Source organism: Methylobacterium sp. Leaf123 (assembly GCF_001423405.1).
In the GTDB taxonomy this organism is placed as follows: Bacteria; Pseudomonadota; Alphaproteobacteria; order Rhizobiales; family Beijerinckiaceae; genus Methylobacterium.
The window spans coordinates 114,209-140,844 of the sequence record NZ_LMNS01000009.1 but is presented as its reverse complement, the minus strand read 5'-3'; the positions used below and the strand labels follow the sequence as shown (position 1 = coordinate 140,844).

The following is a 26,636-nucleotide window of genomic DNA, read 5'->3' as shown; positions in this document are numbered from 1 at the left end:
TCAGATGGAAACGAACCGTTTACCTTAATTTTTGAACTGAAGAGGCTGTAATATCACACCGATGATTTCTATGTATTGAATATGCTTTTTGCGTTGTTCGTGGCTATTCTTGTAGGCCATATTACCGCCGGAAGAAACTTTCAGTAACAAATTCTGCCGATGCCGCTGCGAAACGAGGCCGCGATTGCTTCGGATTTGCTCGGATCAGTTCAAAACAAGTGGCGCTCAATCTATCGAGATCGATCATGCCGTTCTGCAATCACTCGGCGAACAGGTTTCCAGATCCTTTTTGCGCTTGAATCTTCGCGCAGATGAGGCCGATTCATGCGTAGTTTGCCGCTGTGAGAAACGGCACTGAATGCCTGAAGACCGGTAGTGACGCGAAAGCATCACCTGGTATATATCGTTAACGCCGCGCCCCACGCTCCCTGTAGATTCAGGATGCGGCGGCACGACGAGTAAAGATGATTTCGTACTTGTATGTTGACGCAAAAGAACAAAGAAAATTACGATGCCGGATAAATATGCATTGCTCAATGTTCTCGATAAAGTTGGATCGGCTGCTGTACTGATCAAATGTCGCGGAAAGACGGTCGATTGCAATATGCTGGCGCGACAGATTGTTCTTGATGGCGATCACGACACGGCTGCGGCGAACGAGCCGTTCACGAACCGGATGATCCATAATGCGCTGACCGAGCCGTTCGGTACGGTCGAACTGGAGCGCCCGCGCAGCGATCAGCGTCTGGTGTTTCAGGCGATGGATATCACGGCGATGGGAGAGGCCCACCGTCTGCTCATCCTGATCGACCTCACGGTTCGGACCCAGGTGTGCGCCCCGGCGCTGGAGAAGATTTTCGGCCTCACTGCCGCCGAGGGGCGTCTGGCAGCGGAACTCAGTCGAGGCGTGCCGCTGGCGACCATCGCGCAAAGCCGCAATGTGAGTATCGCGACGCTCCGCACGCAACTTGCCTCGATCTTTGCCAAGACGGGAACCTCGCGGCAGCCCGAGCTTGTGGCGCTGCTCGCGCGCGTCTGCCAATTCTCGCCGATGGCGGAGGTGGCACGTTGAGGCCGTGACGTTAGGTGTTCGCTCCGGCAACGCGTGAGATAATTGAATTATTGTCTGTTGCCATTCGAAGCGTACATCGCTGATCGATCCGTTGGATCGCTTTCGAGGCGCGATTGCCGCTGATATCCATCGGTGAATCTTGCGCGATGCAGCGATCGGTGGCGCAGCCTTCACATTTCGGCAACGGACTTTGGAAATGATCGGCTCCGTGCCGGAAAATGGCCGCGGCGCGTCTGTTGGATAGTGGTTGACGCCGCAAAACCCCGCTATGTCTTCCGCCCGCATCTTGACAAAGGTGCCGTACGGGCGCTGCCGCGCCTGGGTGGATATTGGAGAGTTCGACGGATGATTCGGATCGTGGCTGGACTGGTGGCGCGCCGGGCCTTCCCCCTGACGGTGGTTCCCCGCGCCCTGGTGGGCGTCGGCTTGGCCGGGCTCTGTCTCTCCACCGCTTCCGCCCAGGACGCGAAGCCGGCTCCGACCGAGGCCGCCAAGGCGGGATGCGATGCCGCCTGCGCGCGCCAGGCCATTCCCGCGGCCGTGCAGGCCTGCGTGCCGGGCATCGAGCGCCAAGCGCCGACGGATTTCGAGTGGATGAACCGGCCGACCGGAACCATCTTCCAAGAAGCCGAGCCGCCGGCCGGCACTGATACGGTGGTCAGGTTCCGCGGCGATTCGGTGCGGTTCCTCAATCCGCAGAGTCAGTGGGTTCGCATCACCTACGAGTGCGATTACGACACCGCGGCCAAGTCCGTCCGTAGCGTCAAGGTCCGGCTCGGACGCATCGACGGAAAGGGTGCCACCGCCGCAGCGGCCGCACTCCCCGCCGGTTCGGCCGGCGCGGGGCGTAGCGCGGCCGCTTCGACCGGTACGGCGTCGCCGCAGACGCAGGTGAAGCGCCCGCGCCCGGCGGAGCCGAGCGAGGTCGAGATCCGACAGGTCGCGCCGGCGGCGGGGCGCTGAGCAGGGCCGGCTCAGCCGGATTGGCGTAGCGGATCAGGAGGCCATCGATGCGATGGATGTCGGTCATTCTTGCCATCGCGCTATCGGTGCAATCCGGGGCGGCGATGGCTCAGGCGATCACCAACGTGAACGAGTGCACGTTCATCACGGATCCGATCGCGCTCCGGCGCTGCATCGACGGCTTCCAGCTCCGCGGACCGTCGGCGCAGTATCCGCAATCGGAGCCCGTCCCGCAGATCGAGAGTCCGGCCCAGGCGGAACGCGACAAGCTCGATCGTCCGCCGCCGAGCGCCAGTTATAGAGACTCGCCGGAATGGCTGGGTGGCGATGCCAAGAAGCCACGGGATCGGCCCCCGTCCAAGCGCAAGGTCATCGATCTCGACGAGTAAGGACGGACCGACGGAGCTGAGCCTTGCAGGCGTCTCCTCCGGTCGTCCTGCGCGGCGCTGACGCGCCTGGGAGCCGCACCCGGAGTTGTCAGGCCCTCTCGCCGCCGAGCACCAGGCGCAGCGACCGGGCGAGTTCATCGCGCCGATAGGGTTTGTTGAGCACCGGAAGCTCGCCCTGGCCGATCACCTGCCCCTCGTCGAGATTGGCCACATAGCCAGAGGTCAGCAGGATCTTGATGTCCGGGCGCACCCGCCGCGCCTCGACAGCGAGCTGCGAGCCGTTCATCCCGCCGGGCATGACGACATCCGAGAACAGGATGTCGATGCGCTCGACGCCGTGCAGATGCTCCAGCGCCTCGGCCGCATTGCGGGTGACGATGACCCGGTAGCGAAGCTCCTCCAGGCTCTCGACGGCCATGCCGAGCACCTGTTCGTCGTCCTCGACCAGCAGCACCGTCTCGCCCTCCCCGGCCCGGCGCAGCGGGATGGCGCCGACCGGTCCGGGCCCGATCTCCTCGCCCGCCGGGTCGGTCGAGCGCGGGAAGTACAGGCTGACCGTCGTGCCCTGGCCGACCTCCGATTCGATCTGCGCGAACCCCTTGGCGCTGCGGGTGAAGCCGTAGACCTGGCTGAGCCCGAGGCCGGTGCCCTTGCCGACCTCCTTGGTGGTGAAGAACGGCTCAAAGACGCGCTGGATCTTGTCGGCCGGGATGCCGCTGCCGGTATCCGTCACGGAGATGACGACGTAGGGGCCCGGCGGTACGCCCCGATCCGCGACCGCCGCCGTGCCGAGCCGGACATTGCGGCTCGTGACTTCGATGCGCGCGTGCCCTCCCCTGCCCTCCAAGGCGTCGCGGGCGTTCACGATCAGGTTCAGCAACGCCGATTCGAACTGTGCCGGATCGATGCGGATCGGGTCGAGGGCCGGGTCGAGATCGAAGGCCAACTCGACGGCACCGGTCGCCGCGCGCTCGGCGAGCGGCCGGAAATCCAGCAGCAGCCGGTTCGGGTTGAGCGTCTGCGGCCGCAGCATCTGGCGGCGTGAGAAGGCCAGGAGCTGTTGGGTGAGCTGCTCGCCCCGGCGCGCCGCGCCCATCGCCGCCTCGGCCAGTCGCTTCACGCGGTCGGTTTGGTCGGGGCGGCGCAGCATCATGTCGAGGCCGCCGACGATGACGGTGAGCAGGTTGTTGAAATCGTGCGCTACACCGCCCGTGAGCTGGCCGATCGCCTCCATCTTCTGGGCTTGGCGCAACGCCTCCTCCGTGACGTGCTGATCCGTGCGGTCCATCAGGATGCCGGCGATACGCTCCGGCTTGTCGGCCTCGCCGGACTTGACCCGCCCCCGCATCGCGATCCAGCGCACCGCTCCGTCCGCGCGCCGGATGCGGCATTCGAGATCGAGCCGGCCCGTCCTGGCGACACTGGCGAACGCCTCCTCGGCCGTCTCGCGGTCTTCATCGACGACATGGGCGAGGAACGACTCACGGTCCCAGGTCCGTCCTGTGCCGGCGTAGCCGAAGACGGCATCGAATCGGGGCGAGCGGCGATGGGTTCCAGCGACGTAGTCGATGTCCCACGAGCTCATGCCGGCGGCGTCGAGGGCGAAGGCGAGGGTCTCGTGGGCGGTCTCGACCTCCCGCGTCCGCTCGGCGACGCGTCGCTCCAACTCTTCGTTCGCCAGCCGAAGTTGCTCCTGCGCCCGCTCCCGTTCCAGCAGATGCTGCCGGGCCTGGTACTGGCGGCGGCGCGCCCGCAGGGAGGAGACGACGGCGCTGGTCAGCGTCTCGGCATTGATCGGGCGTTCCAGAAGAACCACGTTGCCGAGCCGCCGCAGCAGTTCCGCCGCGCTCTGGGTTCGGCGTCCGGCTTGGCGTGTCGCCAGCACGATGAAGGGGAAGTCCGACCAGGGTTGTTGCGCGTCGAGCCAAGCGAACACGTCCGCCGTGTCGCCGTCGGCCAAGGCTTCCTCGGTCACGAGCGCGGTTCCGGCGCCCTCACGCAGCCCCGTCAACCACTCTGCGATGTTCGCGCAGACCGCGGCGTGAATGCCCGAGCGGTCCAGCACCCCCTCGATCACCGTGGCATCGCGCCCGCGCGGTGCCAGGATCAGGGCACGCTCCTCGGCGGATGACATCAAGCGCCGTCCCCAGACGCATCGGGCCCCTTCAGCATCTCGACCCGCCCACGATAGGCCGGCAGGCCGGTGAGCACGCCCTCGAAATCGCTCAGTGCCTCGCCGACCTGAAGCCCGTCCGTCGAGAGCCGCAACTCGCGAATCGTCCGCTCGTGCGGATTGACGCGGCTCTTCACCACCGACAGCGCCGTGCGGATCTCGCCTTTGGCTTCGAAGAACCGGAACAGCAGGATGCAGTCGCTGAGGTAACTCAGGTCGATGTCGGTCCGAACCTCGCCGATGACACCGTGCTGCCCGAGGACGAGGAGCGTGGTGACACCCTTCTGGTTCAGATAGCTCAGGAGTTCGTGCATCTGCAGGATGAGGTGCTCTTCGCCCGGCATCGCGTGCAGGTAGGCGTTCAAGCTGTCGACGGCGACGAAGGTGGACCCGCGCTCCTCCACGGCCTGCCGGACGATCGAGGCGAACTCTCCGGGCGAGAGCTCCGCCGGGTCGATCTGCATGATCGTCAGACGCCCGGTTCCGAGATGCGGCCGCAGGTCCATGCCGAGCATGGCGGCTCGCGCGATCATCGTCGCGAGCCCTTCGTCGAACAGGTAGTATGTCGCCGTCTCGCCCCGTTCCAGCGCGGCCAGCATGCAGCGCAATCCGGTCGTCGTCTTGCCGACGCCGGAGGGGCCGAGCAGGAGCGTGTTGGTGCCGGGCACGAGGCCGCCGCCCAGCAGCAGGTCTAGCTCGTCCGAGCCCGTCGATTGCGCCGTCGGATCGAAGGTCGCGCGATGCTCGGCCGCGATGAGGCGCGGAAACACCTGCACGCCGCCGGTCTCCAACACGAAGTCGTGGTAGCCGCCCCGGAACTTGATGCCGCGCATCTTTACGATCCGCAGGCGTCGGCGCTCGGAGCCGAATTCCCGCGGGGTCTGGTCGAGGGAAATCACCCCGTGGGCGATGCTGTGGAGCTGAAGGTCGCCCGCCTCCGAGGTGCGGTCATCGAGCATCAGCACGGTGCAGGCGCGCTTCGCGAAGAACTGCTTCAGCGCGAGGATCTGGCGCCGGTAGCGCAGCGGGTTCTGGGCCAGCAGGCGCAGCTCCGAGAGGCTGTCGAACACCACGCGCTCGGGCTTGAGACTCTCGACCCGCGCCATGACCTCCCGGACCGTCTCGCCGAGTTCGATCTCGGACGGGTGCAGGATCGATTGCTCGCTGTCGGGGTCGAGCCCCATCTCATTGACGAGTTCGTAGAGTTCGATGCCGTCAAGCGACCAGCCATGGCTCGTGGCCGCGGCGCGCAGCTCGTCCGCCGTCTCCGACAGCGTGACGTAGAGGCTACGGCCTTTTCGGGCCACGCCTTCGAGCAGGAATTGCAGCGCGAGCGTCGTCTTTCCGGTGCCGGGCGTCCCTTCCAGAAGGTAGAGCCGATCGGGCGTGACGCCGCCGCAGAGAACCTCGTCCAAGCCCGTTATGCCGGTCGAGATCCTGGTCTCGGAACCGGATCGGGTGCCTGTCGTGTCCATCGCGTCGTTCATCGGCTCGGACGCCGCTCCTATCCTGTTTGGCCCATCTCGCATGGGGGCTGACCGAGCGCCCCATAAACCCGCGTCAGCGCCGGGGATAACGCACGGGCAGCGCGATCCGATCATTTCCTTAGCGTGTGGGGCGTTACTCTTCCAACGAACCGCGCCGACGCCGTTCAAACCCGTTTATCCGTCGGCGTCGCCCGGTCGATGGCCACCGAGATTGCTTTTCCCCAGCACGTCGACCGGCCTCGCCCTGGCTCGGCGTCCTCTCACGTTTTGGGAGGCCGCCTTAATCCACAGCGGAGACGATGAGCCGCGCTTCGCTCCCGGCTGCAAGCGCGTTGATGCTGAAGGCGGGCGCGGAGCGCCCAACGATCGAATGAAGGTGTTTGATGCCCGTGAACGGAGCCTATGGTCCTGAGGAGCGCGCCGAGGTGCTGGAGCGGCAACGCACGCTCAAAATGGCCCAATCGGCGCACGCCTATGTCCGTGGCAATACCCTGAAGTTCTACGAGTGGCTCGACGGTCTCACCCGCGGCACCTTGCCGGAGGGACCGCCGATCTGGATCTGCGGCGATTGCCATCTCGGCAATCTCGGGCCCCTGGCCGATGCCGATGGTCGCGTCGACATCCAGATCCGCGATCTCGATCAGACCGTCATCGGCAATCCGACGCATGACCTCGTGCGCCTCGGGCTGTCGCTCGCCAGCGCGGCGCGCGGCTCCGACCTGCCCGGTGTCGTGACGGCGCGGATGCTCGAAGAGATGCTGCTCGGTTACGCCGTGGGGCTGGGACAGAACGAGACGAACCGCCAGCCCTCCGAACCGGACGCCGTGCGCTCGGTCCGCCGCCGGGCGCTGGGGCGGCACTGGAAGCATCTCGCGCGGGAGCGCCTGAAGGGCGTGGAGCCGGCGATTCCGCTCGGGCGCAAGTTCTGGAAGCTCGATACGGAGGAGCGTGAGGCGCTCAACGGGCTCTTCCAAGAGGACACGGTGCGCCACCTCGTTCTGGCGCTGAACGGGCGCAGCGAGGAAGCCGAGATCCGCCTGATCGATGCGGCCTATTGGATGAAGGGCTGCAGCTCGCTCGGCTTCCTGCGCTATGCCGCGCTCGTCGGCATCACCGAGCCCGGGAACAAGCGCCGCCTCGCGCTGGTGGACCTGAAGGAGGCGATCGATCCGGCCGCGCCGACCGCTCCCGGCGTGGAGATGCCGTCCGACCCGGCCGAACGGGTGGTGGCCGGGGCACGTGCCCTGTCGCCGAATCTCGGCGAACGCATGCTGCCCGTCCGACTGCTGGGCAAGTCGGTCGTGATGCGCGAACTCGCGCCGCAGGACCTGAAGCTCGATGTCGATCAGTTCGGCCGCGAGGAGGCGGTCCGCGCGGCGCATTACCTCGCCCATGTCGTAGGGAAGGCGCATGGCCGGCAGATGGATGCCGAGACGCGTGCGGCTTGGCGGATCGAGATCACGCGCGGCAGCGGCGAGGACGAGGGGGCGCCCTCCTGGCTCTGGTCCAGCGTCGTCGAACTCGCCGGGCGTCACGAGGTCGGATACCTGCAGCATTGCCGCCGCTACGCCGGCCAGCAGGCGGCCTGACGCCGGGACGAGCCGTCCCGGCGTCCGATCTCAGGATCGGCGCCGGGCGCTCTTCCCGCCCAGAACCAGGGCCGCCGTCGCCGCCAGGCCCGCGGCGATCCCGGCCGTCGCGAGCGGGTGCAGGCTCGCACGGGTATAGGCGCTGCTGCGCATGACGTAGATCGGCGGGTCGCCGCGCTCCCGGCCGGCCCCCTGCGGCGCATGCAGCGCGCCCTTCGGGTCCCTCGGCGGTTCGGCCCGCTTCTGCAGAGCGATGATGGCCGGCGCCAGCTCGTCATAGGCCCCTGGCGCGAACTCCTTGCCCATGACGAAGAGCTTGCCGCCGCCGCCCACGATGATGTCCCGTTGCGGATGGACCGCCGCGTGCAGGATCGCGTTGGCAACCTCCTGCGGCGGATAGATCGGCGGCGGCAGCGTCGGCTCGCGATCCATGTAGTTGCGGGCCCGGTTCGGCAGCGGCGTATCAATCGAGGCCGGCTTCACCAGCGTCACGGAGATCGGCGCGCCCTCCGCCACCAGCTCCATGCGGAGCGTGTCGGTGAAGCCCTTCACCGCGTGTTTCGACGTGGCGTAGAGGCCCTGGAACGGGAAGGCGAGGTCGGAGGCGATGCTGCCGACATTGATGATGGCGCCGCCCCGCCCGCGCAGATGCTCGGCGGCGATCAGCGAGCCGTGCACCGTCCCCCAGAGATTGGTCTGGATCAGCCGCTCGTGGTCTTCGAGGGCGATCTTGCGAAGCGGCCCGTAGACGGTGAGACCGGCGACATTGACCCAGGTGTCGAAGCCGCCGAACGTGGCGACGGCGTGGTCGGCAATGGCCTGGACATCCGCCCGCCGGCCGACATCGGCGACCACGTAGGTGGCGCGTGTGCCGAACTCCGCGGCGATGTCGGCCAGGACATCCGCGCTGCGGGCGGCGAGCACGACGCGGGCCCCGCGCCGTGCGGCCATGCGCGCCGTCGCGAGCCCGATGCCGCTGGACGCGCCGGTGATCACGATAACCTGTTCGTTCAGCGGCTTGTGACCCATTCCGAATAACTCCTATCCCGCCGCGTCGATGCGGCAGCGATGGGGGTACGCGCGACGGGACCAACTGTTTCGGCCCGCGCGCAAACCGCGCAGGCCGGAGCCTTCAGGCCCCCCCCGGCGCTCACTCGCTGGCGTGGTCGGCGACGTAGCGGCCGAGGGCGCTCGCCGCGTTGAGCATGTGAGCCCGCATCCGCCGCGCCGCGGCGTCGCCGTCGCCTTCGGCAATGGCTTGAAGGATCTCGCCGTGCTCGGCGCGCGAGCGCAGGATGCGTTCGCCCTGGCGCAACTGCGTCCGGCGGAAGGCCGACAGCCGCGAGCGGATCGCCAGCGCCTGCTCGGCCATGAAGCCGTTATGGGTGGCGCGGTACAGGGCCTCGTGGAATGAGCGGTTGAGCGCGTCGTAGGTGTCGTAGTCCTGCGCTGCCACCGGCGCCGCCGATTGCTCGTGCAGGACCATCAGCGCGCTGAGTTCGAGCGGCGTCATCCGGTAGGTGGCGAGCCGCACGCACAGGGCCTCGAACTCGGCGGTCGTCTCGAACATCTCCATGATCCGCTCCGGCGTCATGCGGGTGACGACGACGCCGCGCCGGGGGCGCATCTCGACCAGACCGCTGGAGGCGAGCTGGCGCAGGGCCTCGCGGACGGGGGTGCGCGAGGCGCCGAAGCGGTCGGCGAGATCCTGCTCGTCCAGCGCGATGCCCGCCGCGAGCACACCGGAGGCGATCTCGTCGGTCAGGGCGTTGCGGATCTGGTCGGAAAGGAGGCCGCGGCCCTCGGCCACGCCGTCCATCGCGCCCTCCTCCCCCATCCGCATCACCCCACCAGAGCCCGCACGATCAGGAACAGCAGCGACGGGCCGACGAGACAGCCGATGCCGGTGTGGAACGTCGCGGTCAACGCCCCGTAGGGCACGAGCTTCGGATCGGTGGCGGCGAGCCCGCCGGCGACGCCGCTGACCGTGCCCATCAGCCCGCCATAGGCCATCGCCGAGCGCGGGTTGTCGAGGCCGATCAGCCGGGCGACGAGGGGTGTCCCCACCATCACCATCACCGCCTTGGTGACGCCGGTGGCGATCGAGAGCGCCATCACCGTCGAATCGGCGCCGAGCGCCGCGCCGGTCACGGGGCCGACGATGTAGGTGATGGCGCCCGCCCCGATCGTCGTGATCGACACCGCGTCGTGATAGCCGAAGGCCACCGCCGTCAGGGTGCCGACGAGGAAGGGCAGCACCGTGCCGAGCGCGAGCGCCACGACGCCGAGGAGGCCGGCGCGGCGCGCCTCGATCACGTCCACCTCGAAGGCGGTGGCGACGATGGCGAAATCCCGCAGCATCGCCCCGCCCATCAGGCCGATGCCGGCGAGCGCCGGGATGTCGGCCAGCCCCCGCTTCCCGCCGGTGGCGAGTCCCCCAAAGTAGGCCAGCACGAGCCCCAGCACGATGGCGATGGCCGAGCCGTGGACCCGGCCGCGCGTCAGGCGCTTCCCGAGAAAGTTCGACACGAGAATCAGGCCGCCGATGACCGCGAAGGCGGCGACCAGGCTCTGCTCGACGAAGACGTGTTCCAGCATGTGCAGCATGGGCTTACCTCCCGGCCGTTGTGGACGGCCGCATGGGTGCAGTCGTCTCGCCGGCGATCACGGCGCCGGCCTGCTCGACCTCGGCCGCGTCCCGCGGCGCACGCCCGCCGATCCGGCCGAGCAGGGCCGTGGCGGCGAAGCACAGCAGCACGCTGCCGACGGCCGCGATGATGACGATCGGGCCGCCGCTCACCGCCGCGACGACGTTCTGCTGCGCGGCCATGGCCACGACGATGGGGATGTACATGCTGGCCCAGAACTCGACCCCGAGCTTGGTCGCGTGGCCGAGCCGGTCGTGGCGCAGCAGCCAGACGCGGGCGGCGATCAGCAGGATCATGGCGATGCCGACGCCGCCGACATTGGCCTTCACATCGAGCAGGATCCCGAGCAGGTCGCCCAGGAACACGCCGATCAAGGTGCAAAGCGCGAGGAGCGCGACGCCGAGGATCGTCATCGGATGTCCTCCCCGCGCGGAACCGCCGTGGGTTCGACCGGCTTCGGCCCCCGTATCAGGCCTATCCGAGGCCTTGCGCATACAGCCTTCATCGGGCGGCTCCTTCCTGTATTTCGTGATTCGCTTTTGTTGCGCGATCGTATGCAAGATATTGACAATGGCGCAAGCGGGAATACAAAGATCGGTGTAACAGCGGGCTTGAAGATACGCCGACGGTCGATGCGCCGGTCGGCGTATGCACAGCCGGGCCATCACTAAGGAGCGAACCGGATGAGCGGTTGGCGTCGAGAACGGGCGGCCCGCGATGCGCGGATCGAGGCGGGTCGGGCCCATGCCGCGGGCAAGGTGGTCGCGGCCGCCAACGTGGTCGATCTCCTGGAGGCGATTCTCCAGCCCGGCGACCGGGTCTGCCTGGAGGGTGACAACCAGAAGCAGGCGGACTGCCTCGCGCGGGGCCTGAGCCAGTGCGATCCCGCCCGCGTGCACGACCTGCACATGGTCCAGTCCGGCATCGTGCTGCCCGAGCATCTCGACATCTTCGAGCAGGGGATCGCGAAGCGGCTCGACTATTCCTATTCGGGGCCGCAGGGCAGTCGCATCGCCCGCATGCTCTATGGCGGGCAGATCGAGCTCGGGGCGGTGCACACCTATCTCGAGCTGTTCGCCCGCTACTTCGTCGATCTCACCCCGAACGTGGCGCTGATCGCGGGCGTCTCGGCCGACCGGGACGGCAACCTGTATACGGGGCCGAACACCGAGGACACGCCGACCGTGGTGGAGGCGACCGCCTTCAAGAACGGCGTCGTGGTGGCGCAGGTCAACGAGATCGTCGAGCGCGTGCCCCGCGTCGACATCCCCGGTGACCGGATCGATTTCGTGGTCGAGGCCGACAGGCCGTTCTACGTCGAGCCGCTCTTCACCCGCGATCCCGCGGCCATGACCGAAACGCAGATCCTGATGGCCATGATGGCGATCAAGGGGATCTACGCCGAGTACGGCATCCGCCGGCTCAACCACGGCATCGGCTTCGGCACCGCGGCGATCGAATTGCTGCTGCCGACCTATGCCGACCGCCTCGGGCTCAAAGGTCAGATCGCCACCCACTGGGCGCTCAACCCGCACCCGACCCTGATCCCGGCGATCGAATCGGGCTGGGTGAAGCAGGTGCATTGCTTCGGCTCGGAAGTCGGCATGGACCGCTACATCCGCGAGCGCTCCGACATCTTCTTCACCGGCGCGGATGGTTCGCTCCGCTCGAACCGGGCCTTCTGCCAGACGGCCGGGCTCTATGCCTGCGACTTGTTCATCGGCTCGACCCTGCAGATCGACTTGGCCGGCCATTCCTCCACGGTGACGCAGAACCGCGTGGCGGGCTTTGGCGGTGCGCCGAATATGGGCTCGGACCCGCATGGCCGGCGTCACCCCTCCGACACCTGGATGAAGGCGGGGCGCGAGGCGCAGGTCACCGGCGATCCCGCCCTGATGCGCGGGCGCAAGCTCGTGGTGCAGATCGTCGAGACCTTCGGCGAGGGGCTGGTGCCGGCCTTCGTCGAGCGGCTCGACGCACTCGAACTCGCCAAAAAGATTGGATTGGAGCTGGCTCCGGTGATGGTCTACGCCGACGACGTCACCCACATCGTCACCGAGGAAGGCATCGCCAACCTCCTGCTCTGCCGCACCGCCGACGAGCGCGAACAGGCGATCCGCGGGGTGGCCGGCTATACCGAGATCGGCCGCGGGCGCGACCGGGCCATGGTCGAACGCCTGCGCCAGCGCGGCATCGTCCGCCGCCCGGAGGATCTCGGCATCGAACCCCTCGACGCCGACCGCTCCCTGCTCGCGGCGCGCTCGATCAAGGATCTCGTGCACTGGTCGGGCGGGCTCTACGAGCCGCCGGCCAAGTTCCGGAACTGGTGAGGCCGCGATGGAAAAGCTGAGCTTCCGACACACGACGCAGAACGCCCTGGCCGGTGCGAAGGCACAGGCCATTACCGGCGTCGTCGCCTCCGGTAATCTCGAAGTGCTCTTGGAGCGCGCCCTGCCCGCGACCGAGTGCACCGTCGAGATCGAGACGCCGATTCGCGGTTACGGCGAGGTCTGGGCGGCGGTTGTCGCCGACTTCGTTGCTCGCGCTCAGCCCGGCGGCCTGCGCATCACGATCAACGATGGCGGCGCACGCCCCGACACCGTGTCCCTACGCCTGCTTCAGGGCGCCCGGCTGATGGAGGTCTGACGATGAGCGAACGGATCATCGACCCGGCCACCAAAGGCTGGGCGGCAAGCTGGTACGAGGCGAGCGCCCGTGCCCGCATCGACGGCCTGCTGGATACGGGCAGCTTTCGCGAGGTCATCGGCCCCGAGCAGCGTCGGATGAGTCCGCACCTGCCGTTGTTCGACCTGCCGCGCGCCTTCGACGACGGCATGATCGTCGGTTCGGGCCGCCTCGACGGCCAACCCGTCCTCGTCGCCGCGCAGGAGGGCCGCTTCATGGGCGGCGCCTTCGGCGAGGTGCACGGTGCCAAGCTCGTCGGCCTGCTCCGCGCCGCCCTGGCACTGAAGCCGGCCGCCGTGCTGATCCTGTTCGACACCGGCGGCGTGCGCCTTCAGGAAGCCAATGCCGGCGAGACCGCGATTGCCGAGGTGATGCGCGCGATCACGCAATTGCGCGCGGCCGGCGTGCCGGTGATCGGCTTGATCGGCGGCCGGGCCGGAGCCTATGGCGGCGGCGGCCTGATCGCAGCCACCTGCTCGCGGCTCGTCGTCTCCGAGGGCGGGCGCATCTCGGTCTCGGGGCCGGAGGTGATCGAGACCAACAAGGGCGCCGAAGAGTTCGATTCCCGTGATCGCGCCCTGGTCTGGCGCACCATGGGCGGCAAGCACCGCCGCCTCACCGGCGGTGCCGACGCCTATGCCGACGACACCGTCGCGGCCTTCCGCCAAGCCGCCCTGGACCTGATCGGGCGTGCCCCGGCCTTCGACCTCGCCACTTTGGAGGCGGAGCAGGCACGGTTGGAGCAGCGCCTGACCCGTTTCGGCGATTGCCGCGACGCCACCGAGATCTGGGCGCGCCTCGGGGTGAACGATCCGGAGGCGGTGCCGGCCCTGACGACCGCCGACTTCGACGCCCTGCTCGCCCGCCTCGGGGAGACAACTCATGACGCTCGCTGAGATCCTGGCCTCGCTGTTTCCCGAGGGTCATTCCGTGACCGTCGCGGATGGGCTCGTGAACGGCGAGGGTCCGTTCCGGGGCGGTCGGCTCGCGGTGATCGGCATCGACGGGGACACGGCGCTCGGCGTCGACGGCGCCTGCCGGCTCGCGGGCCACGTCCTCGACGTGGTCCGCCGGGGCGACGCCACGCCGATCCTCGTCGCCATCGATTCCGACAGCCAGCGCATGAGCCGGCGCGACGAGTTGCTGGGCCTCAACGAGTATCTCGCTCACCTCGCCAAGACGCTGCTGCTCGCCGACGCAAAGGGCCACCCCACGGTCGGCCTGATCTACGGCCACTCGGCGGCGGGCGCCTTCATCGCCACGGCGCTGGCGACCCGCGTCCTCGTCGGCCTGCCGGGGGCGAACCCGAGCGTGATGGACCTGCCCTCCGTCGCCCGCGTCACGAAGCTGCCCCTCGACCGGCTGGAGGCCATGGCCAAGGACACGCCGGTCTTCGCGCCGGGCCTCGACAACATGGTGCGCACGGGCGCGGTGCAGGCGGTGCTCGACCCCGACCAGCCGCTAGCGGAGCAAATCGCCGCCGTGATCGACGCGCTGCCCGCCGAGGATACCCGCGACCGGGCCGGGCGCGAACGCGGCGGACGGCCCGTGGCCGAGGCGATCGCCGCGCAGGTGGTGCGGGAGGCCGCTTTTGGCTGAGGCGCACCGGCGCCATGACCTCCTCGACGTCGAGCCGGCAGCCTGGGCCGCCGCCGTGGCCGGGCGGGCGGATCTCGCCGGGGTGCCCCACGTCGCGGGTTGGGTGGACGACGGGCGGCCGGTCATCCTGCGCCGCTCGTATCCGGGAGAGGAGGCGGGCCTCGTACCGGTCGGCCTGCCCCTGCCGCCGCGGGACGGCAAGCGCCGCATCGGCCTGATGCTCTCGCCCGACGCGGTCCGGCCGCGTGCGCCCGTCCTGCTGTCTGAGGCCCTCGCGGTATGCCCGCCGTCCTGGCAGGCGACGCTCGACGCGCTGATCGCGCTCGGTGAGCGCCACGGCCTCGCGCCGCGCCCGTTCGGAAGCCTGCTCTGGCAGAGCTTGACCGGCCTCCCCTACCTTTCCGAGCGTTCGGATCTCGATCTGCTCTGGCCGGTTCCTGGTGCGATTCCTCCTCGGCTGATGGAGGAGATCGCCGCGATCGAGGCGCGGGCGCCGATGCGCCTCGATGGTGAGATCGTGCTGCCCGATGGGGGCGGCGTGAACTGGCGTGAACTGCATAGAGCCGGCCTCGGCGAAACGGTGCTGGTCAAGCACCGCGACCGCCTCGCCCTCCGCGAGGCCGCCGCCCTTTTCGCGGGAGATCCCGAATGAGCCCGCTCGCTGCCCTTCGCGCGCTTACCCCCGAGGATGATGGGCACCCGGCGGCGAACGCGATCGCGCGGGTGGCGGCGACCGCGCTCCGGCTCGAACTCGAAACCTACCCGAAGCCGGGCCTCGTCAGCCACGTCGATCGCGGCAGCCATGCCGACATGGATGCGGACACGTTCCGGGCAAGCACGGCGGCGATTACGCCGTTCTTCCGCGCGCTCGCACTCGCCGGGGCGGCGGGCGCCTCAATGCCGGCCCTGCGCCGCATCGGCCTCGACGCGGAGGCGGCGATGCGGGTCGCGACCGGCGGCGTGAACACGCATCGCGGCGCCATCTTCGGGCTCGGCCTGCTCTGCGCGGCGGCCGGCGCGCGGCCACGGCCGGGGGCCGGCGCGCTCGGCGCCCTTGTCCGCGACCGCTACGGTTCGGCGATCCTCAATGGCCCGGTGCTGCTCCACGCGCCCGGCGCGCAGGTGCGGCGGCGCCACGGCGTCGGCGGTGCACCGGCCGAAGCCGCCGCCGGCTTTCCGAGCCTCTACCGGGTCGCCCTGCCGGCCCTGCGCCGGGGACGGTGCTGTCACCCCGGCGATGAAGAAGCCGCGCGGGTCGAAGCCTGTCTTGCCCTGATCGCGCATGTCGAGGACACGAACTTGCTGCATCGCGGCGGGCCCGAGGGGTTTGCCTTCGCGCGCGGCGAGGCGGCGCGGTTCATCGCCGAAGGCGGCATGGCGCAGCCCGGCTGGCGGGCCCGCGCCGAGGCGCTGCATCGCGCCTTCGTCGCCCGCAACCTCAGCCCCGGCGGCGCAGCCGACCTGCTGGCGATGACGCTGTTCGTGGACAGCGTCGAGGCCTCCGCGTGACGCTCGCCGTGCTCCTCTCCGGCCAGGGCGGCCAGCATCCGGGGATGTTCGATCTCACCGCGGATTGGGCCCCCGCCGCGCCGGTCTTCGCGGCGGCCGAGCGCGTTCTCGGACAGGACCCGCGGGCCTTCGTCCGCGCTCCGGGGGCGGACCTGCATGGCAACCGCACCGGGCAGATCCTCTGCTGCGTCGCGGCCTTGGCGGGCTGGACCATCGTGCAGGCGGCGCACCCCGCCCGCACCATCGTCGCCGGCTACAGCATCGGCGATCTCGCCGCCTGGGGCTGCGCCGGCCGCTTCGACGCCGAGACGATCCTGCGCCTTGCCGCCACGCGTGCCGAGGCGATGGATGCGGCTGGCGGTGATGGCGCCGGCCTCGCCGGCCTTCGCGGATTGCCGCTTGCGACGATCGAGTCCCTGGCGGCGGCGCATGGCTGCGCCCTCGCCATCCGCAACGCCGCCGACAGCGCCGTCATCGGCGGCCCGAGCCCGGCGCTCGAAACCCTCTGCGCCGAGGCGCTGGCGGCCGGTGCGTTGCGCGCCGTGGTTCTGCCCGTGCGAACCCCTTCGCACACGCCGCTCCTGCGCGAGGCCAGTCGGCGCTTCGAGGCGGCTCTCTCCGAGAGGCCGCCCCTGCGCCCGCCGCCGGGCGCGCCGCGGCTCATCAGCGGTCTCGACGGCGCGCCGGTCTTCGACGTCCGCGCGGGGCTGTCGAAGCTCGCGCGCCAGATCTCGCACAGGATCGATTGGGCCGCCTGCCTGGAAGCCTGCCGGGAATACGGCTGCGACACCGTCCTCGAACTCGGGCCCGGCCATGCCCTCGCGACCATGGTCCGCGAGGCGATCCCCGCAGCGCGGGTCCACGCCCTCGACGAATTCCATTCGGTCTCCGGCATCACCGAATGGATCGGCGGTCGATGAAGGCGATGCGATCGGCGTGCATCCACGGTGTGCCGATGCTCGTCTGAGATCAAAACGCCTCAGTCGATCATCCGTCGCAGCACGCCATCCGGCCCGATCGGCATGGCGGCCATCGGCAGAGGCGCCGGCACCGGGCGGATCGGCATCATCGCCCGGAACTGCTGGCGGAAATCCTCGGCGATGCGGTCGGCCTCGACGGTGCCGCGGATCACCTTCGGCCGGATGAAGACGATGAGTTCCGTACGCACGCGTCCGTCGATGCGGTTGCGGAAGGCCGGCCCGACGATCGGCAGGTCGCCCAAGACGGGCACGCTCTCGTTGGTGATCTGCGCCTTTTCCTGCACCATGCCGCCGATGGCGAGGCTGTGGCCGTCATTCACCGCGACGCTGGTCGCGACCCGGCGCTGACGGATGGTCGGTGAGTTGATCTCCGAGGTCGTGGTCTTCACGACGTCGCTGACCTCCTGATTGATGTCGAGCACCACGAGGCCGTTCTTGTTCACCCGCGGCGTCACCGACAGGATCACGCCGGTATCCTTCATCTCGATCTGGTTGAGGATCGGCGCGCCCGCCGCGAACGCGCTTTGGCCGCTCTGCCGCACGATCGGCACCTGATCGCCGACCTGGAGCTTGGCGGTGCGGTTGTCGAGCACGGTGATGTTAGGCGACGAGATGACGTTGACCCGCGTCACGCCCTGCAAGGCATTGAGCACGACGTTGAAGTCGGAGGCGTTGAGCAGGTAGTTGAAGCCCGGTACGCCCCGCACCGCGGCCTTGATCAGCGCGTCCGTGCCGCTCGTGCCCTCGGCGACGGTGCGGCGCGTCTCCGACTGGGCCAGGTTGAAGCGCGAACCGCTGTTCTTGAGGAACCATTGCACGCCGAACTGAAGCTCGTTGTTGAGTGTCACTTCGGCGATCACGGTCTCGAGCAGAACTTGTGTCGGCATCGCGTCGAGCCGGCCGAGGATGCGCAGGATCTTGTCGTATTGGTTGCGGGTGGCCGAGATCACGAGGCTGTTGTTGGCCTCGTCGGCGACGACGCCGATGGCATCGCGGCGGGCGCCGTAGCCCCCGCCGTATCCCCCCGCCATGCCCGTCTCCGCGCCGTATCCGTTTCCGTAGCCGCCCCCGTAAGCGGCCGGCGCGGCGCCGTAGGGGGCGGACGGGTCCCCGGTGTCCATGCTGGCGCCGCCCATGGGGGACAGGCCCCCCGCGGATCCCATGCCGGACATGGACCCGGTGTTTCCGTAGGCACCCGTCCCGCCCGTCGCGGCGTCAGCCCCGTAGCCGCCGTAAGGGGCGCCGGCCCCGGACAGTCCGGCCGGGCCGCCGGAGCTGCCATATCCCGAGCCGCCCGAGCCGCCATAGCCCTGCCCGAACCCGCCCGGCATCGCGCCCGCGCCCTGCCCGAACCCGCCCGGCATCGCGCCCGCGCCCTGCCCGAACCCGCCGCCGAGGCCGGCCTGGGCGGCGCCGTGGCCCGACGACACGTTCACGGGGGCGCCGGTTTCCGCGGCGACCACGCCCTGAAGCACCGCCGCGAGTTCGCGGGCCGAGCGATTTTGAATGCGGTAGACGAAGAGCTGGCGCTCGCGCTCGGCCGCGAGCACTTCCATCTGCTCCAGCATCACACGGGCGCGGTCGAGATAGACGGCGCGGGAGGACACGACGAGGATGGCGCTCAGCGCCTCGTTGGGGATGAAGCGGATCACGTCCCCGGTGCCGGCGGCCTCGCCCCCGAACATCTGTGTCATGTCGCGGGCGAGCGTGACGGGGCTGGCGCTGCGCACCGGCAGCATCGCCGTGGACATGCCGCGCATCCAATCGACGTCGAACATCGCGATGGTCTGGCGCAGGGCGCCGATCTGGGTCGCGTCACCGTTGAGGATCAGGAGATTGCGCGCTCGGTCGGCCCGCAGCACCACGTCGCGGGGGGCGACCGAAGCCAGGATCGCCTGCATCTCGACCGCCGAGACCCAGCGCAGGGGTACGGCGACGGCGCCGGCTTCCGCGGCCGGGCCGCGCACCGCGCGCACGGCGTTCGGGTCGGCGGCGGCGGGTGCGATTTGGACGATGCGTCCGCGCCGCCGCAGCACGAGGCCGCGGCTCGACAGCGCCGCCTCGAACATCTGCAGCAGCGCGTCGCGGGTGACCGCGCCGCCGGTCTGGAGCGTGACGGTGCCGGTGGCCTGCGGATCCAGGGTGTAGCCGAGGCCCAAAGTGTCGGCGAGCACCGCCTTGGCGGCATTCGGCAGCGGTGCGTCCACGAGGTTGAGGCTGACGAGGCCACCCGGAAGCGACTGCGCCGCGGGGGTCTCCCCGGCGATGAACCGGTCGTTCCCGCGCAGGATGAAGCCGCCCGAGGGGCGCGGGCCGTAGGCGGGGCCCGACAATGGCTCGGCGGCGAAGGCTGCGCCGGGCAGGCCGAGAGCCAGCCCGAACGTCAGCGCGAGGACATGTGCACGAATCGCCATGCCTCCGCTCGACCCCGATGCCGCTGGTTGCTGGTGGCGGCGACGCTAGGTACTTATGGTTAACGACCGATTGACATTTGATAGGCCCCGCTCAGGGCCGGACCAGCGCGGCGGTGAGCGGCCCGCAAGCCGGGTGGGCCACGCCGCCGATCAGATCCGGCCCGTCCGGCTGCCAGGACAGGACCGGGGTGCCGGTGCCGCTCGCCGAGACGATCGCACTGCGCAGGGCGCGTCCCCGTCCGTCCGAGACGGCGGCGCGGATCTCGACATATTGGCCGGAGGACGGGGCTGCGTGCGGACGCAGCCGGTCTGCGGCGACGCCCTCCGCCAGGGCGCGAAGCGGCACGAGGCCGGGATCGAGGCCGCCGCCGGGATTGTAGACGGTCAGAGCTCCGCGCAGGAACGCCGCGCGCTCCGGCGTCATCGAGGGCAGACGCTCGATCTCGTCGATGCTGGCGAAGGGTGCGTTGCGCGGCCCGTAGCTGAGACCCCGTGCGGCGTATTGCGGACGCTCGGCACCACCGCCGGGCTCCGGGTCGTCGTCCGGGTCGCGGTAATCCATGGTCTCGGCTGCGAGCCGCAGGGCGTCGGCATCGCCGATCCCGAGCGCGCGGAACCCCGCTTCGAGCAGCGGGCGCGGGGCGGCGTTCAGATCGATCAGGCCGGCTTGATCCTGGAGCGCCAGCACGAGGCGCCGCCCCTCGGGCAGGCCGCAGGCGATGGCGGTGCCGTTGCGCGGCAGGCCGAGCCCCGGCATCCCGCGGGTCCGTTCCAGCACGATCCCCGTGGCGACGAGCCGGGCGGCGCCATCGGCCAGTCCCTGTAGGCGCAGGCCGCGGGTCTGGCTCTCGGCCACCGCAGTGCGGGTGCGATGACGATCGGTGGCGATGAGCGCGGCGGCGGAGACGACGATCATCACGGCGAGCACCGCCGGCAGGACGAAGCCCTGCTCGCCCTCTCGCTTGGTTCGGTGCGGGCTCACTGGCCGACGCCGAGCGGCACGAGGAGCGGCGCCCAGCGCCGCCGGTCGCCGGGGGGGAAATCGAGGCCGATCTCGATCAGCGTCGGCGGGCGGTCGCGGCGGCCCCAGGCCGGATGCCAGTTCGGCTGCGGATCGGTATGGCCGCTGCCGAAATAGCGCAGGTGCAGGGTCGCCGCCCGGCTCACCAGCACCTCCGGCGGGCTGGCGCCGTCCTCGCCGAGGCTGCGGGCTTCCACGAGATCGATCGTGCCGTCCTCGCGGCGCACCGCCCACACCGTCTGCTGCACCGCGCCGCCCCGCTCGGCATCGCGGCTGGCCAGCACCATGCCGGAGAAGCGCTCCGGCTCGCCCCGGAATGGCGGACGTCGCCCGTCGGTGCCGCGCCCCACGAGGCGGCTCAGGGAGGTGCGCAGGTGGTCGCGGACGATGTCGAGATCGGTCTCGGCCGCGAGCCGTCCGCCGAACCGCGACAGCAGGCCGGCCGTGCCAATCGCCTGCAGCAGAAGCAGCGCGACGAGCGACATCAACGCGAGCGAGACCAGCATCTCGACCAGCGAGAAGCCGGCTTCATCGGGCCCGGCCGCCGCGCCGGCACCGGCTTCAGCCACCGAGACCCGCCGCCAGGACGGTCTCGTAGACGATCGGGCCGCGCGGGTCGTCGCGGGTCAGGCGCAGATGCCAGACCGGCGGCACGTCGCGCCAGTCGAGAGCGGGGGCGACATCAGCGACGGTGAGCACCCAGGGGCTACCGTCGGAGAAGCGGCCGCTTTCCTGGCCGGGCCGAAGACTGCCGAGGGCAAAGCGCAGCCAGACGATGCCCTGGGCCTCATCGGAGGTGCGCAGGGCCGCTTCGACCCCGGCGCCCTGCTGCGTCAGCGAGGCGGAGATTTGGAGTGCCGTGACGGTGCACAGGGCGACGATCGTGAAGGCGACCAGCATCTCGACGATGGTGAACCCATCCTCGGCGCCATCGTGGTCGGGACAGTGCGGAATCATCGCGGCGCCTCCGCCTCGGTGACCCGGCCGGTGAGGCGGCTCACCGAGAGGAGCCGCGTGCCGGCCTGTCCGTCGAGGCGGATCGCGCCGCCGGTCGAACCGCCATCGGCGAGGAAGCGGATCTCGCCCGGCCCGGCCCGGCTCGCCTCGCTCCGCAGCACCGTCACGGCAAGGTCGGCGGCGGGGATCGGCGCTGCTCCGGGGCGGCTGCTGACGAAGAGAGCGCGGGCGGGGTCGAAGATCAGGCTCGCGGAAGCGCCGGTGCGGCGCGCCTGGGCGCGCAGGCGGGTCAGTTCGCCCGCCACAGCACTCGCCGTGCGGTCGAGCCGTCGGCCGGGCAGCAGGTTGCCGAGCGCCGGCACCGCGAGACTCGCCACGAGGCCGAGCACCGCCAGCACGACGAGCATCTCGACGAGGCTGAACCCCGCCGTGTCGGGGCGGGCCGGTGCACCGGTCACCGCGCGGCCTCGCGCAGGGTGAGGCGGGCGGCCAGGGCGGCGGGCTCGGCCCGCAGGTCCGGCCCCGCAACCGGCAGGAGTGCGAGCAGGAATGCAACGCGTGCCCAGTTCGGCCGAAGGCGGCGAACGGATCGGTGGCGCGGCGGGGGCGTCATCGGCGGTGCAATCCGGAATCGGCCGCGCCCGAGGCGGGCGAGCGGTGTGAGGATAGGCCCGACGGGTTTCCCGGACCTTTCGGGCGCAGGCCTAGCCGTCCCCGTTCTCAGGGGCATTCGTCCTGCGTCCCGGCGTCTTCGCCCTTTGATGCCATGGCGATCGCGGCGCAGGCGCTCTTGGGCACGTCGCCGGTGCAGGACCGGACGGAGCGGATCATGCCGGTCCGATCCCCTCGCGGCCAAGGCGCTGGCCATGGCGGGGCCGTGCGTCCCCGGCGGACATCAGGCTCGGGTCAGTTGCTCGTGACGTCGGCCGCGTCGTCGGTGCCGCCGGGCTTGGTGTCGCTGCCGAGCGAGTAGACTTCGTACGGTTTCCCGCCGGCGCCGGGCGAGCGGTAGAGGTAGGGCTGGCCCCACGGATCGTTCAGGCCGCTTCTGTCGCGGATATAGGGGCCGCGCCACGCCGGCCCGGTCGGCTGGACCAGGGCCTGAAGCCCCTGCTGGCTCGTCGGATAGGTGCCGAGGTCGACATAGTAGAGTTCGACCGCCTGGGCGATGTTCTTCACTTGAATCCGCGCCGTCTCGCCCTTGGCGCGGCCGAGATAACCGAGCACCTGCGGCGTGACCATGGTCGCGATCAGGCCGATGATGGCCAGGACGACGAGGAGTTCCACCAGCGAAAAGCCGGCCTCGCCCGAGCGGGCATCCGCGCGATCCCGCTTTGCCTTGACCACCATCGCCGCCGCCCGACCACCATTGAGAATTGGCACGGAGGATGGCGGCCGAAGCCTAAGGAACCCCTGCGGGCGGTGCCGCGAAGGGTGCGCCTTGGGCGGGAATCCACCTGAATTTTTGATCTTTGTTATGCCCTTCCCCGGCATCGTCTACGGGGGAAGAGGCCCGCGACCGTGACGGAGACGCCCATGCATCGGCCTGTAGCGATCACCGCCCCCCGACGCGCGACGCCGCTCCTTCCGGCCACACACGCGGATGGTCTCGCCACCTCAGTCCTGGCGGCGCGGCCTCGGCCGAGCCGGGCCTGAACCGCCGTGTCGCCTGACCTGTCCGAACTCTTCTTCGCGCTGCTGCCGCTGCCGCTCACCGTCGCGGCGGCCACGATCGATCTGCGCCGTCGCATCATTCCCGACCGGGTGAACCTCGCCCTGCTCGTCCTCGGCTTGGGAGCGAGCCTCCTGCGCGGACCGGCGCTGCCGCAGCTCGGAGCGAGCCTCGCCGCAGCGGCCGCCGCCTTCCTGCTGCTGTGGAGCCTGCGGGCTGCCTATGCCCGACTGCGCGGCCGAACCGGGCTCGGCCTCGGCGACGTGAAGTTCATCGCCGCCGCCGCGGCCTGGACCGGGCTCGCCGGGCTTCCGCTGATGATCCTCGTCGCCAGCCTGAGCGCGTTGGCCGCGGTCGGGCTCGCCGTGCTGGCCGGGCGGCGGCTGGACGGGACCTCCCGTCTGCCCTTCGCCCCCTTCCTGGCCCTCGGGCTGCACGTCGCGCTCCTGGCCGGACACACCGCCTGATCTCGCCCCGTCGCAAGCCCTTGAAGACGGATCACTGCGCCAGTTGGCCGACGCTCATGATCGCGCCCATCACGGAGATGATCAGGCCGCCGATCAGGCCGCCGATGGCCACCGTCACCAGCGGCGTGAGCAGGGCGAGCAGGCGGTCGATGCGCTGGCGAGTCTGCGTCTCATGCATCTCGGCGGCATGGAGCAGCACTGGACCGAGGCGGTTCACCTGCTCGCCGCTGGCGATGAGGTTGAGGGTCGAGGGCGCGTGCGGTTTCAGGCTCGACAGACCGGCAGCGAGGCTGCCGCCCTCTGTGAGCTTTCGGCCGGCCTCCTCGAGGGCCGCGCGAAACACCCGGTTGCCCGCGAGCGGCCGCGTGGCGGCCACCGCATCGGGGATCGGCACCTCGGCGCAGAGCAGCGTGCCGAGCACCCGGCAGATGCGGCCCAGCTCGATCCCGGTCACGATCTCCCGCACCAGCGGCAGGCGCAGTGCCAGCCGCCCACGCGCCGCGGCAAAGCCGGGTTCACGCCAGGATCGCACCAAGCCGAGGAGGATCACGGCCACGCCGCCGAGGAGCCAGGGCCAGAACGCGCCGATCCCATCGCCCAGGGCGGCGGCGGCCCGGATCGTGAACGGCGGCGCGCGGCCGCTGCCCTCGAACAGCGGCGCCAGCGCCGGCACCAGCACGACGACGATCATCACCAGCGTGCCGATGGCCATCAGCACCAGTAGCGCCGGGTAGATCATCGCCGAGGTGAGGTGGCGGCGCACCGCGTCGCGGCGCTCGATCGAGCCGGTCAGCGAGCTGAGCACGGCGACGAGCGTGCCGGTCGCCTCCCCGGCCCGCACGATGTCGACCATGTCCGGCGGAAAGGCCTGCGGGTGGGCCGCCATCGCCCGCGACAGGGAGGCGCCGGCCACGACCCGCTCCAAAATGTCGGCGAGCACGGGCCTCAGCGCGGCGGAGGCCTGCCGCTCGACGAGGCGCAACGCGCGGTCCACCGTCAGCCCGGCACCCACCAGCGTGCCGAATTCCCGCAGGAAGGCGAGCCGCGCCGCGTCGTTGACCCGGTCGCGGCCGAACAGGTCGCGGCTCCAGAACGGCGCCGCACCGCTCGCGGCGGGCTCGATGGCGAAGACCTGGAACCCGTCGGCCCGCAACTGCGCCACCGCCCGTTGGCGGCTTTCGGCCTCGATCCGGCCCGAGCGGGCCCGCCCGTCGGCGGCATAGGCCTGGTAGGCGTAGCGCGGCATCAGATCTGCCCCTCCAGCACGCGGCCGATCTCGTCGAGGGTGGTGTCGCCCGCCAGTACCCGCGCCCGGCCTGTCTCGACCAGGCTCACCATGCCGGCGGCACGAGCCTTGGCGGCGATGGCCTGCTCGCCCGCGCCGTCGGCGATGAGGCCGCGCAACGCCGCGTCGAGCGGCATGATCTCGGACACCACCATCCGCCCGCGATAGCCGGTGCCGTTGCAGGCGGCGCAGCCGCAAGCGCGCTTGAGGCTCAGCGGTGCACCTGGGGCCACGCCGAGGCGCAGGCGCTCCTGATCGTCGGCGGGCTCCGGCACGGCGCAGACGGCGCAGAGCCGGCGCACGAGGCGCTGGGCGACGACGCCGTTGAGGGTCGCGGCAATGAGGTAGGGCTCGACGCCCATATCCATCAGCCGCGTCACCGTGGCGGGAGCGGAGTTGGTGTGCAGGGTCGAGACCACGAGATGGCCGGTGAGCGAGGCCTGCACCGCGATGCGGGCGGTCTCGGCGTCGCGGATCTCGCCGACCATGACCACGTCCGGGTCCTGGCGCAGGATCGAGCGCAGGGCCGCGGCGAAGTCGAGGCCGATGCCGGGATGGGCCTGCACTTGGTTGACCCCGGCCATCCGGTACTCCACCGGGTCCTCGACGGTGACGACCTTGAGATGTGGCCCGCTGATGCGCCGCAGCGCCGCGTAGAGCGTCGTCGTCTTGCCCGAACCGGTCGGGCCGGTGACGAGGACGAGACCGTTGGGCCGGTTCGTCATCGCCTCGATCCGGGCGATGGCCGGCGCATCGAAACCGAGCGAGGCGAAATCCTCGATCCGGCGCGAGCCGTCGAGCACGCGCAACACCACGCTCTCGCCGTGGGCGGTCGGCAGCGTCGAGACGCGGATATCGACCTCCTGGCCGCGGTCGGGCGCGCGCATGCGCCCATCCTGCGGCAGGCGGCGCTCGGCGATGTTGAGCCCGGCCAGGATCTTGATGCGGGTGGTAAGCGCGAGCTGCACCGATTTCGCCAGCCGCTCGGCCTCGACCAGCACGCCATCGACCCGGTAGCGGACCCGCATATCCGCCTCCTCCGCCTCCAAGTGGATGTCGGAGGCGGAGAGTTCGAAGGCCTTGCGCACGAGGCGCGCGGCAAGCCGCACGATCGGCGCTTGGCTTGCCACGTCGGCGAGCCGGGCGACGTCGTCGTCGCCCGCGCTGGCCTCGTCGTCGGAGGCAGCGTCCCCGTAGACGGCCCGGTGCGCCCGCTCGAAGCTGCCGGGGCCGACGAGGCGGCATTCGACCGACCGGTCGGTCAGGTGTTCGAGCGCCGCCGGGATCTCGGGGTCGAAGGCATCGACCACGGCGACGACGAGCCGGCCGGGCGCCTCGGCCACGGGCAGCACGCGCGCGCGGGCGCAGTAATCGGCGCCGATCAGCTCCGGCAGGACGGAGGTGGCGGGCCAGTCTTCCTCGCGCAGGACGGCGAGGCCGGTGGTCTCCGAGAGGGCGGCGATGAGGGCCGCCTCGTGGATGAGGCCGAGTTCGGTGAGCAGCACGGGCAGAGGCCGCCGGCCCGGCCGGTCCAGCGCGACGAGCGCGCGTTCACGGCCGGCGGCGTCGAGAACCTTCGCTGCGGCCAGCGTTTCGACGAAGGCCTCCCCGGCGCCGCAGCGGTGCCGGTCCCGTCCGCGCCGGTCCTGCAGGATCCGCCGCGGACGGCTCTTCGATCCCCAGACGCTCAGCATGGTCCGGCCTCCAAGGCACGTCTTGCGCGATC

Annotated in this window: 27 protein-coding genes; 12 read left to right on the top strand and 15 right to left on the bottom strand. The window is 70.1% G+C overall.

Annotated features, from left to right (window positions below):
- Positions 1 to 511: 511 nt before the first annotated feature.
- The 3 genes from ASF53_RS08820 (at position 512) to ASF53_RS08810 (ending at position 2,424) form a co-directional block, all read left to right on the top strand.
- Entirely contained in the window at positions 512 to 1,072 is a 561-nt protein-coding gene (locus ASF53_RS08820; RefSeq protein WP_156635445.1) for a helix-turn-helix transcriptional regulator, read from the top strand.
- Positions 1,073 to 1,417: 345 nt separating this feature from the next.
- The gene (locus ASF53_RS08815) at positions 1,418 to 2,035 is read left to right on the top strand and encodes a hypothetical protein (protein WP_056197059.1); all 618 of its coding nucleotides are present in this window, start codon (positions 1,418 to 1,420) and stop codon (positions 2,033 to 2,035) included.
- A 56-nt stretch (positions 2,036 to 2,091) separates the two neighbouring features.
- On the top strand, positions 2,092 to 2,424 hold the full coding sequence (locus ASF53_RS08810; protein ID WP_056197057.1) for a hypothetical protein: 333 nt from the start codon (positions 2,092 to 2,094) through the stop codon (positions 2,422 to 2,424).
- Between the two features lie 88 nt (positions 2,425 to 2,512).
- On the opposite strand, the gene ASF53_RS08805 is transcribed toward ASF53_RS08810, so the two are convergent.
- Both ASF53_RS08805 and ASF53_RS08800 read right to left on the bottom strand, forming a co-directional pair.
- A complete protein-coding gene (locus ASF53_RS08805; protein ID WP_056197056.1) occupies positions 2,513 to 4,558 on the bottom strand; it encodes an ATP-binding protein in 2,046 nt (681 codons plus the stop codon).
- A complete protein-coding gene (locus tag ASF53_RS08800; RefSeq protein WP_056197053.1) occupies positions 4,558 to 6,084 on the bottom strand; it encodes an ATPase domain-containing protein in 1,527 nt (508 codons plus the stop codon). Before ASF53_RS08800 ends, ASF53_RS08805 begins: the two co-directional genes overlap by 1 nt.
- Positions 6,085 to 6,467: 383 nt before the next feature.
- On the opposite strand from ASF53_RS08800, the gene ASF53_RS08795 reads away from it, so the two are divergent.
- A complete protein-coding gene (locus tag ASF53_RS08795) occupies positions 6,468 to 7,673 on the top strand; it encodes a DUF2252 family protein (protein WP_056197046.1) in 1,206 nt (401 codons plus the stop codon).
- A gap of 30 nt (positions 7,674 to 7,703) precedes the next feature.
- Here ASF53_RS08795 and ASF53_RS08790 read toward each other — a convergent pair whose 3' ends face one another.
- The 4 genes from ASF53_RS08790 to madL form a co-directional block, all read right to left on the bottom strand.
- Positions 7,704 to 8,702: an SDR family oxidoreductase gene (locus tag ASF53_RS08790; RefSeq protein WP_056197043.1), complete on the bottom strand. Its 999-nt coding sequence runs from the start codon at positions 8,700 to 8,702 to the stop codon at positions 7,704 to 7,706.
- A 121-nt stretch (positions 8,703 to 8,823) separates the two neighbouring features.
- Entirely contained in the window at positions 8,824 to 9,510 is a 687-nt protein-coding gene (locus tag ASF53_RS08785) for a GntR family transcriptional regulator (RefSeq protein ID WP_056197042.1), read from the bottom strand.
- A gap of 5 nt (positions 9,511 to 9,515) precedes the next feature.
- A complete protein-coding gene (madM, locus tag ASF53_RS08780) occupies positions 9,516 to 10,280 on the bottom strand; it encodes a malonate transporter subunit MadM (protein ID WP_056197041.1) in 765 nt (254 codons plus the stop codon).
- 4 nt (positions 10,281 to 10,284) lie between these two features.
- A complete protein-coding gene (gene madL / locus ASF53_RS08775; protein ID WP_056197039.1) occupies positions 10,285 to 10,734 on the bottom strand; it encodes a malonate transporter subunit MadL in 450 nt (149 codons plus the stop codon).
- A gap of 270 nt (positions 10,735 to 11,004) precedes the next feature.
- On the opposite strand from madL, the gene mdcA reads away from it, so the two are divergent.
- Genes mdcA through ASF53_RS08740 form a run of 7 tightly spaced genes read left to right on the top strand, consistent with a single transcriptional unit; the run spans position 11,005 to position 17,034 of the window.
- A complete protein-coding gene (gene mdcA / locus ASF53_RS08770; protein ID WP_056197037.1) occupies positions 11,005 to 12,651 on the top strand; it encodes a malonate decarboxylase subunit alpha in 1,647 nt (548 codons plus the stop codon).
- A 7-nt stretch (positions 12,652 to 12,658) separates the two neighbouring features.
- On the top strand, positions 12,659 to 12,967 hold the full coding sequence (gene mdcC / locus ASF53_RS08765) for a malonate decarboxylase acyl carrier protein (RefSeq protein ID WP_056197035.1): 309 nt from the start codon (positions 12,659 to 12,661) through the stop codon (positions 12,965 to 12,967).
- Positions 12,968 to 12,969: 2 nt separating this feature from the next.
- Positions 12,970 to 13,902: a biotin-independent malonate decarboxylase subunit beta gene (locus ASF53_RS08760; protein ID WP_056197033.1), complete on the top strand. Its 933-nt coding sequence runs from the start codon at positions 12,970 to 12,972 to the stop codon at positions 13,900 to 13,902.
- Positions 13,889 to 14,605 (top strand): biotin-independent malonate decarboxylase subunit gamma, encoded by a 717-nt coding sequence (mdcE, locus tag ASF53_RS08755; RefSeq protein WP_056197031.1) that lies wholly within the window; start codon positions 13,889 to 13,891, stop codon positions 14,603 to 14,605. Before ASF53_RS08760 ends, mdcE begins: the two co-directional genes overlap by 14 nt.
- Entirely contained in the window at positions 14,598 to 15,257 is a 660-nt protein-coding gene (gene mdcG / locus ASF53_RS08750; protein WP_056197029.1) for a malonate decarboxylase holo-[acyl-carrier-protein] synthase, read from the top strand. Before mdcE ends, mdcG begins: the two co-directional genes overlap by 8 nt.
- Entirely contained in the window at positions 15,254 to 16,114 is an 861-nt protein-coding gene (mdcB, locus tag ASF53_RS08745) for a triphosphoribosyl-dephospho-CoA synthase MdcB (RefSeq protein WP_056197027.1), read from the top strand. Before mdcG ends, mdcB begins: the two co-directional genes overlap by 4 nt.
- Positions 16,111 to 17,034, top strand: a complete 924-nt coding sequence (locus ASF53_RS08740) for an ACP S-malonyltransferase (protein WP_056197025.1) — start codon at positions 16,111 to 16,113, stop codon at positions 17,032 to 17,034. The genes mdcB and ASF53_RS08740 overlap by 4 nt, the downstream gene beginning before the upstream one ends.
- A 59-nt stretch (positions 17,035 to 17,093) precedes the next feature.
- On the opposite strand, the gene gspD is transcribed toward ASF53_RS08740, so the two are convergent.
- The 7 genes from gspD to gspG form a co-directional block, all read right to left on the bottom strand.
- Entirely contained in the window at positions 17,094 to 19,508 is a 2,415-nt protein-coding gene (gene gspD / locus ASF53_RS08735) for a type II secretion system secretin GspD (RefSeq protein ID WP_056197023.1), read from the bottom strand.
- A 91-nt stretch (positions 19,509 to 19,599) separates the two neighbouring features.
- On the bottom strand, positions 19,600 to 20,490 hold the full coding sequence (locus ASF53_RS08730; RefSeq protein ID WP_082482597.1) for a type II secretion system minor pseudopilin: 891 nt from the start codon (positions 20,488 to 20,490) through the stop codon (positions 19,600 to 19,602).
- The gene (locus tag ASF53_RS08725) at positions 20,487 to 21,098 is read right to left on the bottom strand and encodes a prepilin-type N-terminal cleavage/methylation domain-containing protein (protein ID WP_056197021.1); all 612 of its coding nucleotides are present in this window, start codon (positions 21,096 to 21,098) and stop codon (positions 20,487 to 20,489) included. Before ASF53_RS08725 ends, ASF53_RS08730 begins: the two co-directional genes overlap by 4 nt.
- On the bottom strand, positions 21,091 to 21,486 hold the full coding sequence (locus ASF53_RS08720; protein ID WP_056197020.1) for a PulJ/GspJ family protein: 396 nt from the start codon (positions 21,484 to 21,486) through the stop codon (positions 21,091 to 21,093). The genes ASF53_RS08725 and ASF53_RS08720 overlap by 8 nt, the downstream gene beginning before the upstream one ends.
- Positions 21,483 to 21,944: a prepilin-type N-terminal cleavage/methylation domain-containing protein gene (locus ASF53_RS08715; protein ID WP_082482595.1), complete on the bottom strand. Its 462-nt coding sequence runs from the start codon at positions 21,942 to 21,944 to the stop codon at positions 21,483 to 21,485. The genes ASF53_RS08720 and ASF53_RS08715 overlap by 4 nt, the downstream gene beginning before the upstream one ends.
- A complete protein-coding gene (locus ASF53_RS24840) occupies positions 21,941 to 22,099 on the bottom strand; it encodes a hypothetical protein (protein ID WP_286134244.1) in 159 nt (52 codons plus the stop codon). Before ASF53_RS24840 ends, ASF53_RS08715 begins: the two co-directional genes overlap by 4 nt.
- A gap of 293 nt (positions 22,100 to 22,392) precedes the next feature.
- Positions 22,393 to 22,836 carry a type II secretion system major pseudopilin GspG gene (gspG, locus tag ASF53_RS08710; protein ID WP_056197014.1) on the bottom strand — a complete coding sequence of 148 codons (444 nt, stop codon included), beginning with the start codon at positions 22,834 to 22,836 and terminating at the stop codon, positions 22,393 to 22,395.
- Positions 22,837 to 23,148: 312 nt separating this feature from the next.
- On the opposite strand from gspG, the gene ASF53_RS08705 reads away from it, so the two are divergent.
- Complete coding sequence (locus tag ASF53_RS08705; protein WP_056197011.1) at positions 23,149 to 23,625, top strand: prepilin peptidase; 477 nt, start codon at positions 23,149 to 23,151, stop codon at positions 23,623 to 23,625.
- A gap of 31 nt (positions 23,626 to 23,656) precedes the next feature.
- Here the strand turns inward: ASF53_RS08705 and ASF53_RS08700 are convergent, their stop codons facing one another.
- Together ASF53_RS08700 and ASF53_RS08695 are read right to left on the bottom strand one after the other, a co-directional pair.
- Positions 23,657 to 24,871 carry a type II secretion system F family protein gene (locus ASF53_RS08700; RefSeq protein ID WP_056197008.1) on the bottom strand — a complete coding sequence of 405 codons (1,215 nt, stop codon included), beginning with the start codon at positions 24,869 to 24,871 and terminating at the stop codon, positions 23,657 to 23,659.
- The gene (locus ASF53_RS08695; RefSeq protein ID WP_056197007.1) at positions 24,871 to 26,604 is read right to left on the bottom strand and encodes a GspE/PulE family protein; all 1,734 of its coding nucleotides are present in this window, start codon (positions 26,602 to 26,604) and stop codon (positions 24,871 to 24,873) included. Before ASF53_RS08695 ends, ASF53_RS08700 begins: the two co-directional genes overlap by 1 nt.
- Positions 26,605 to 26,636 lie beyond the last annotated feature (32 nt).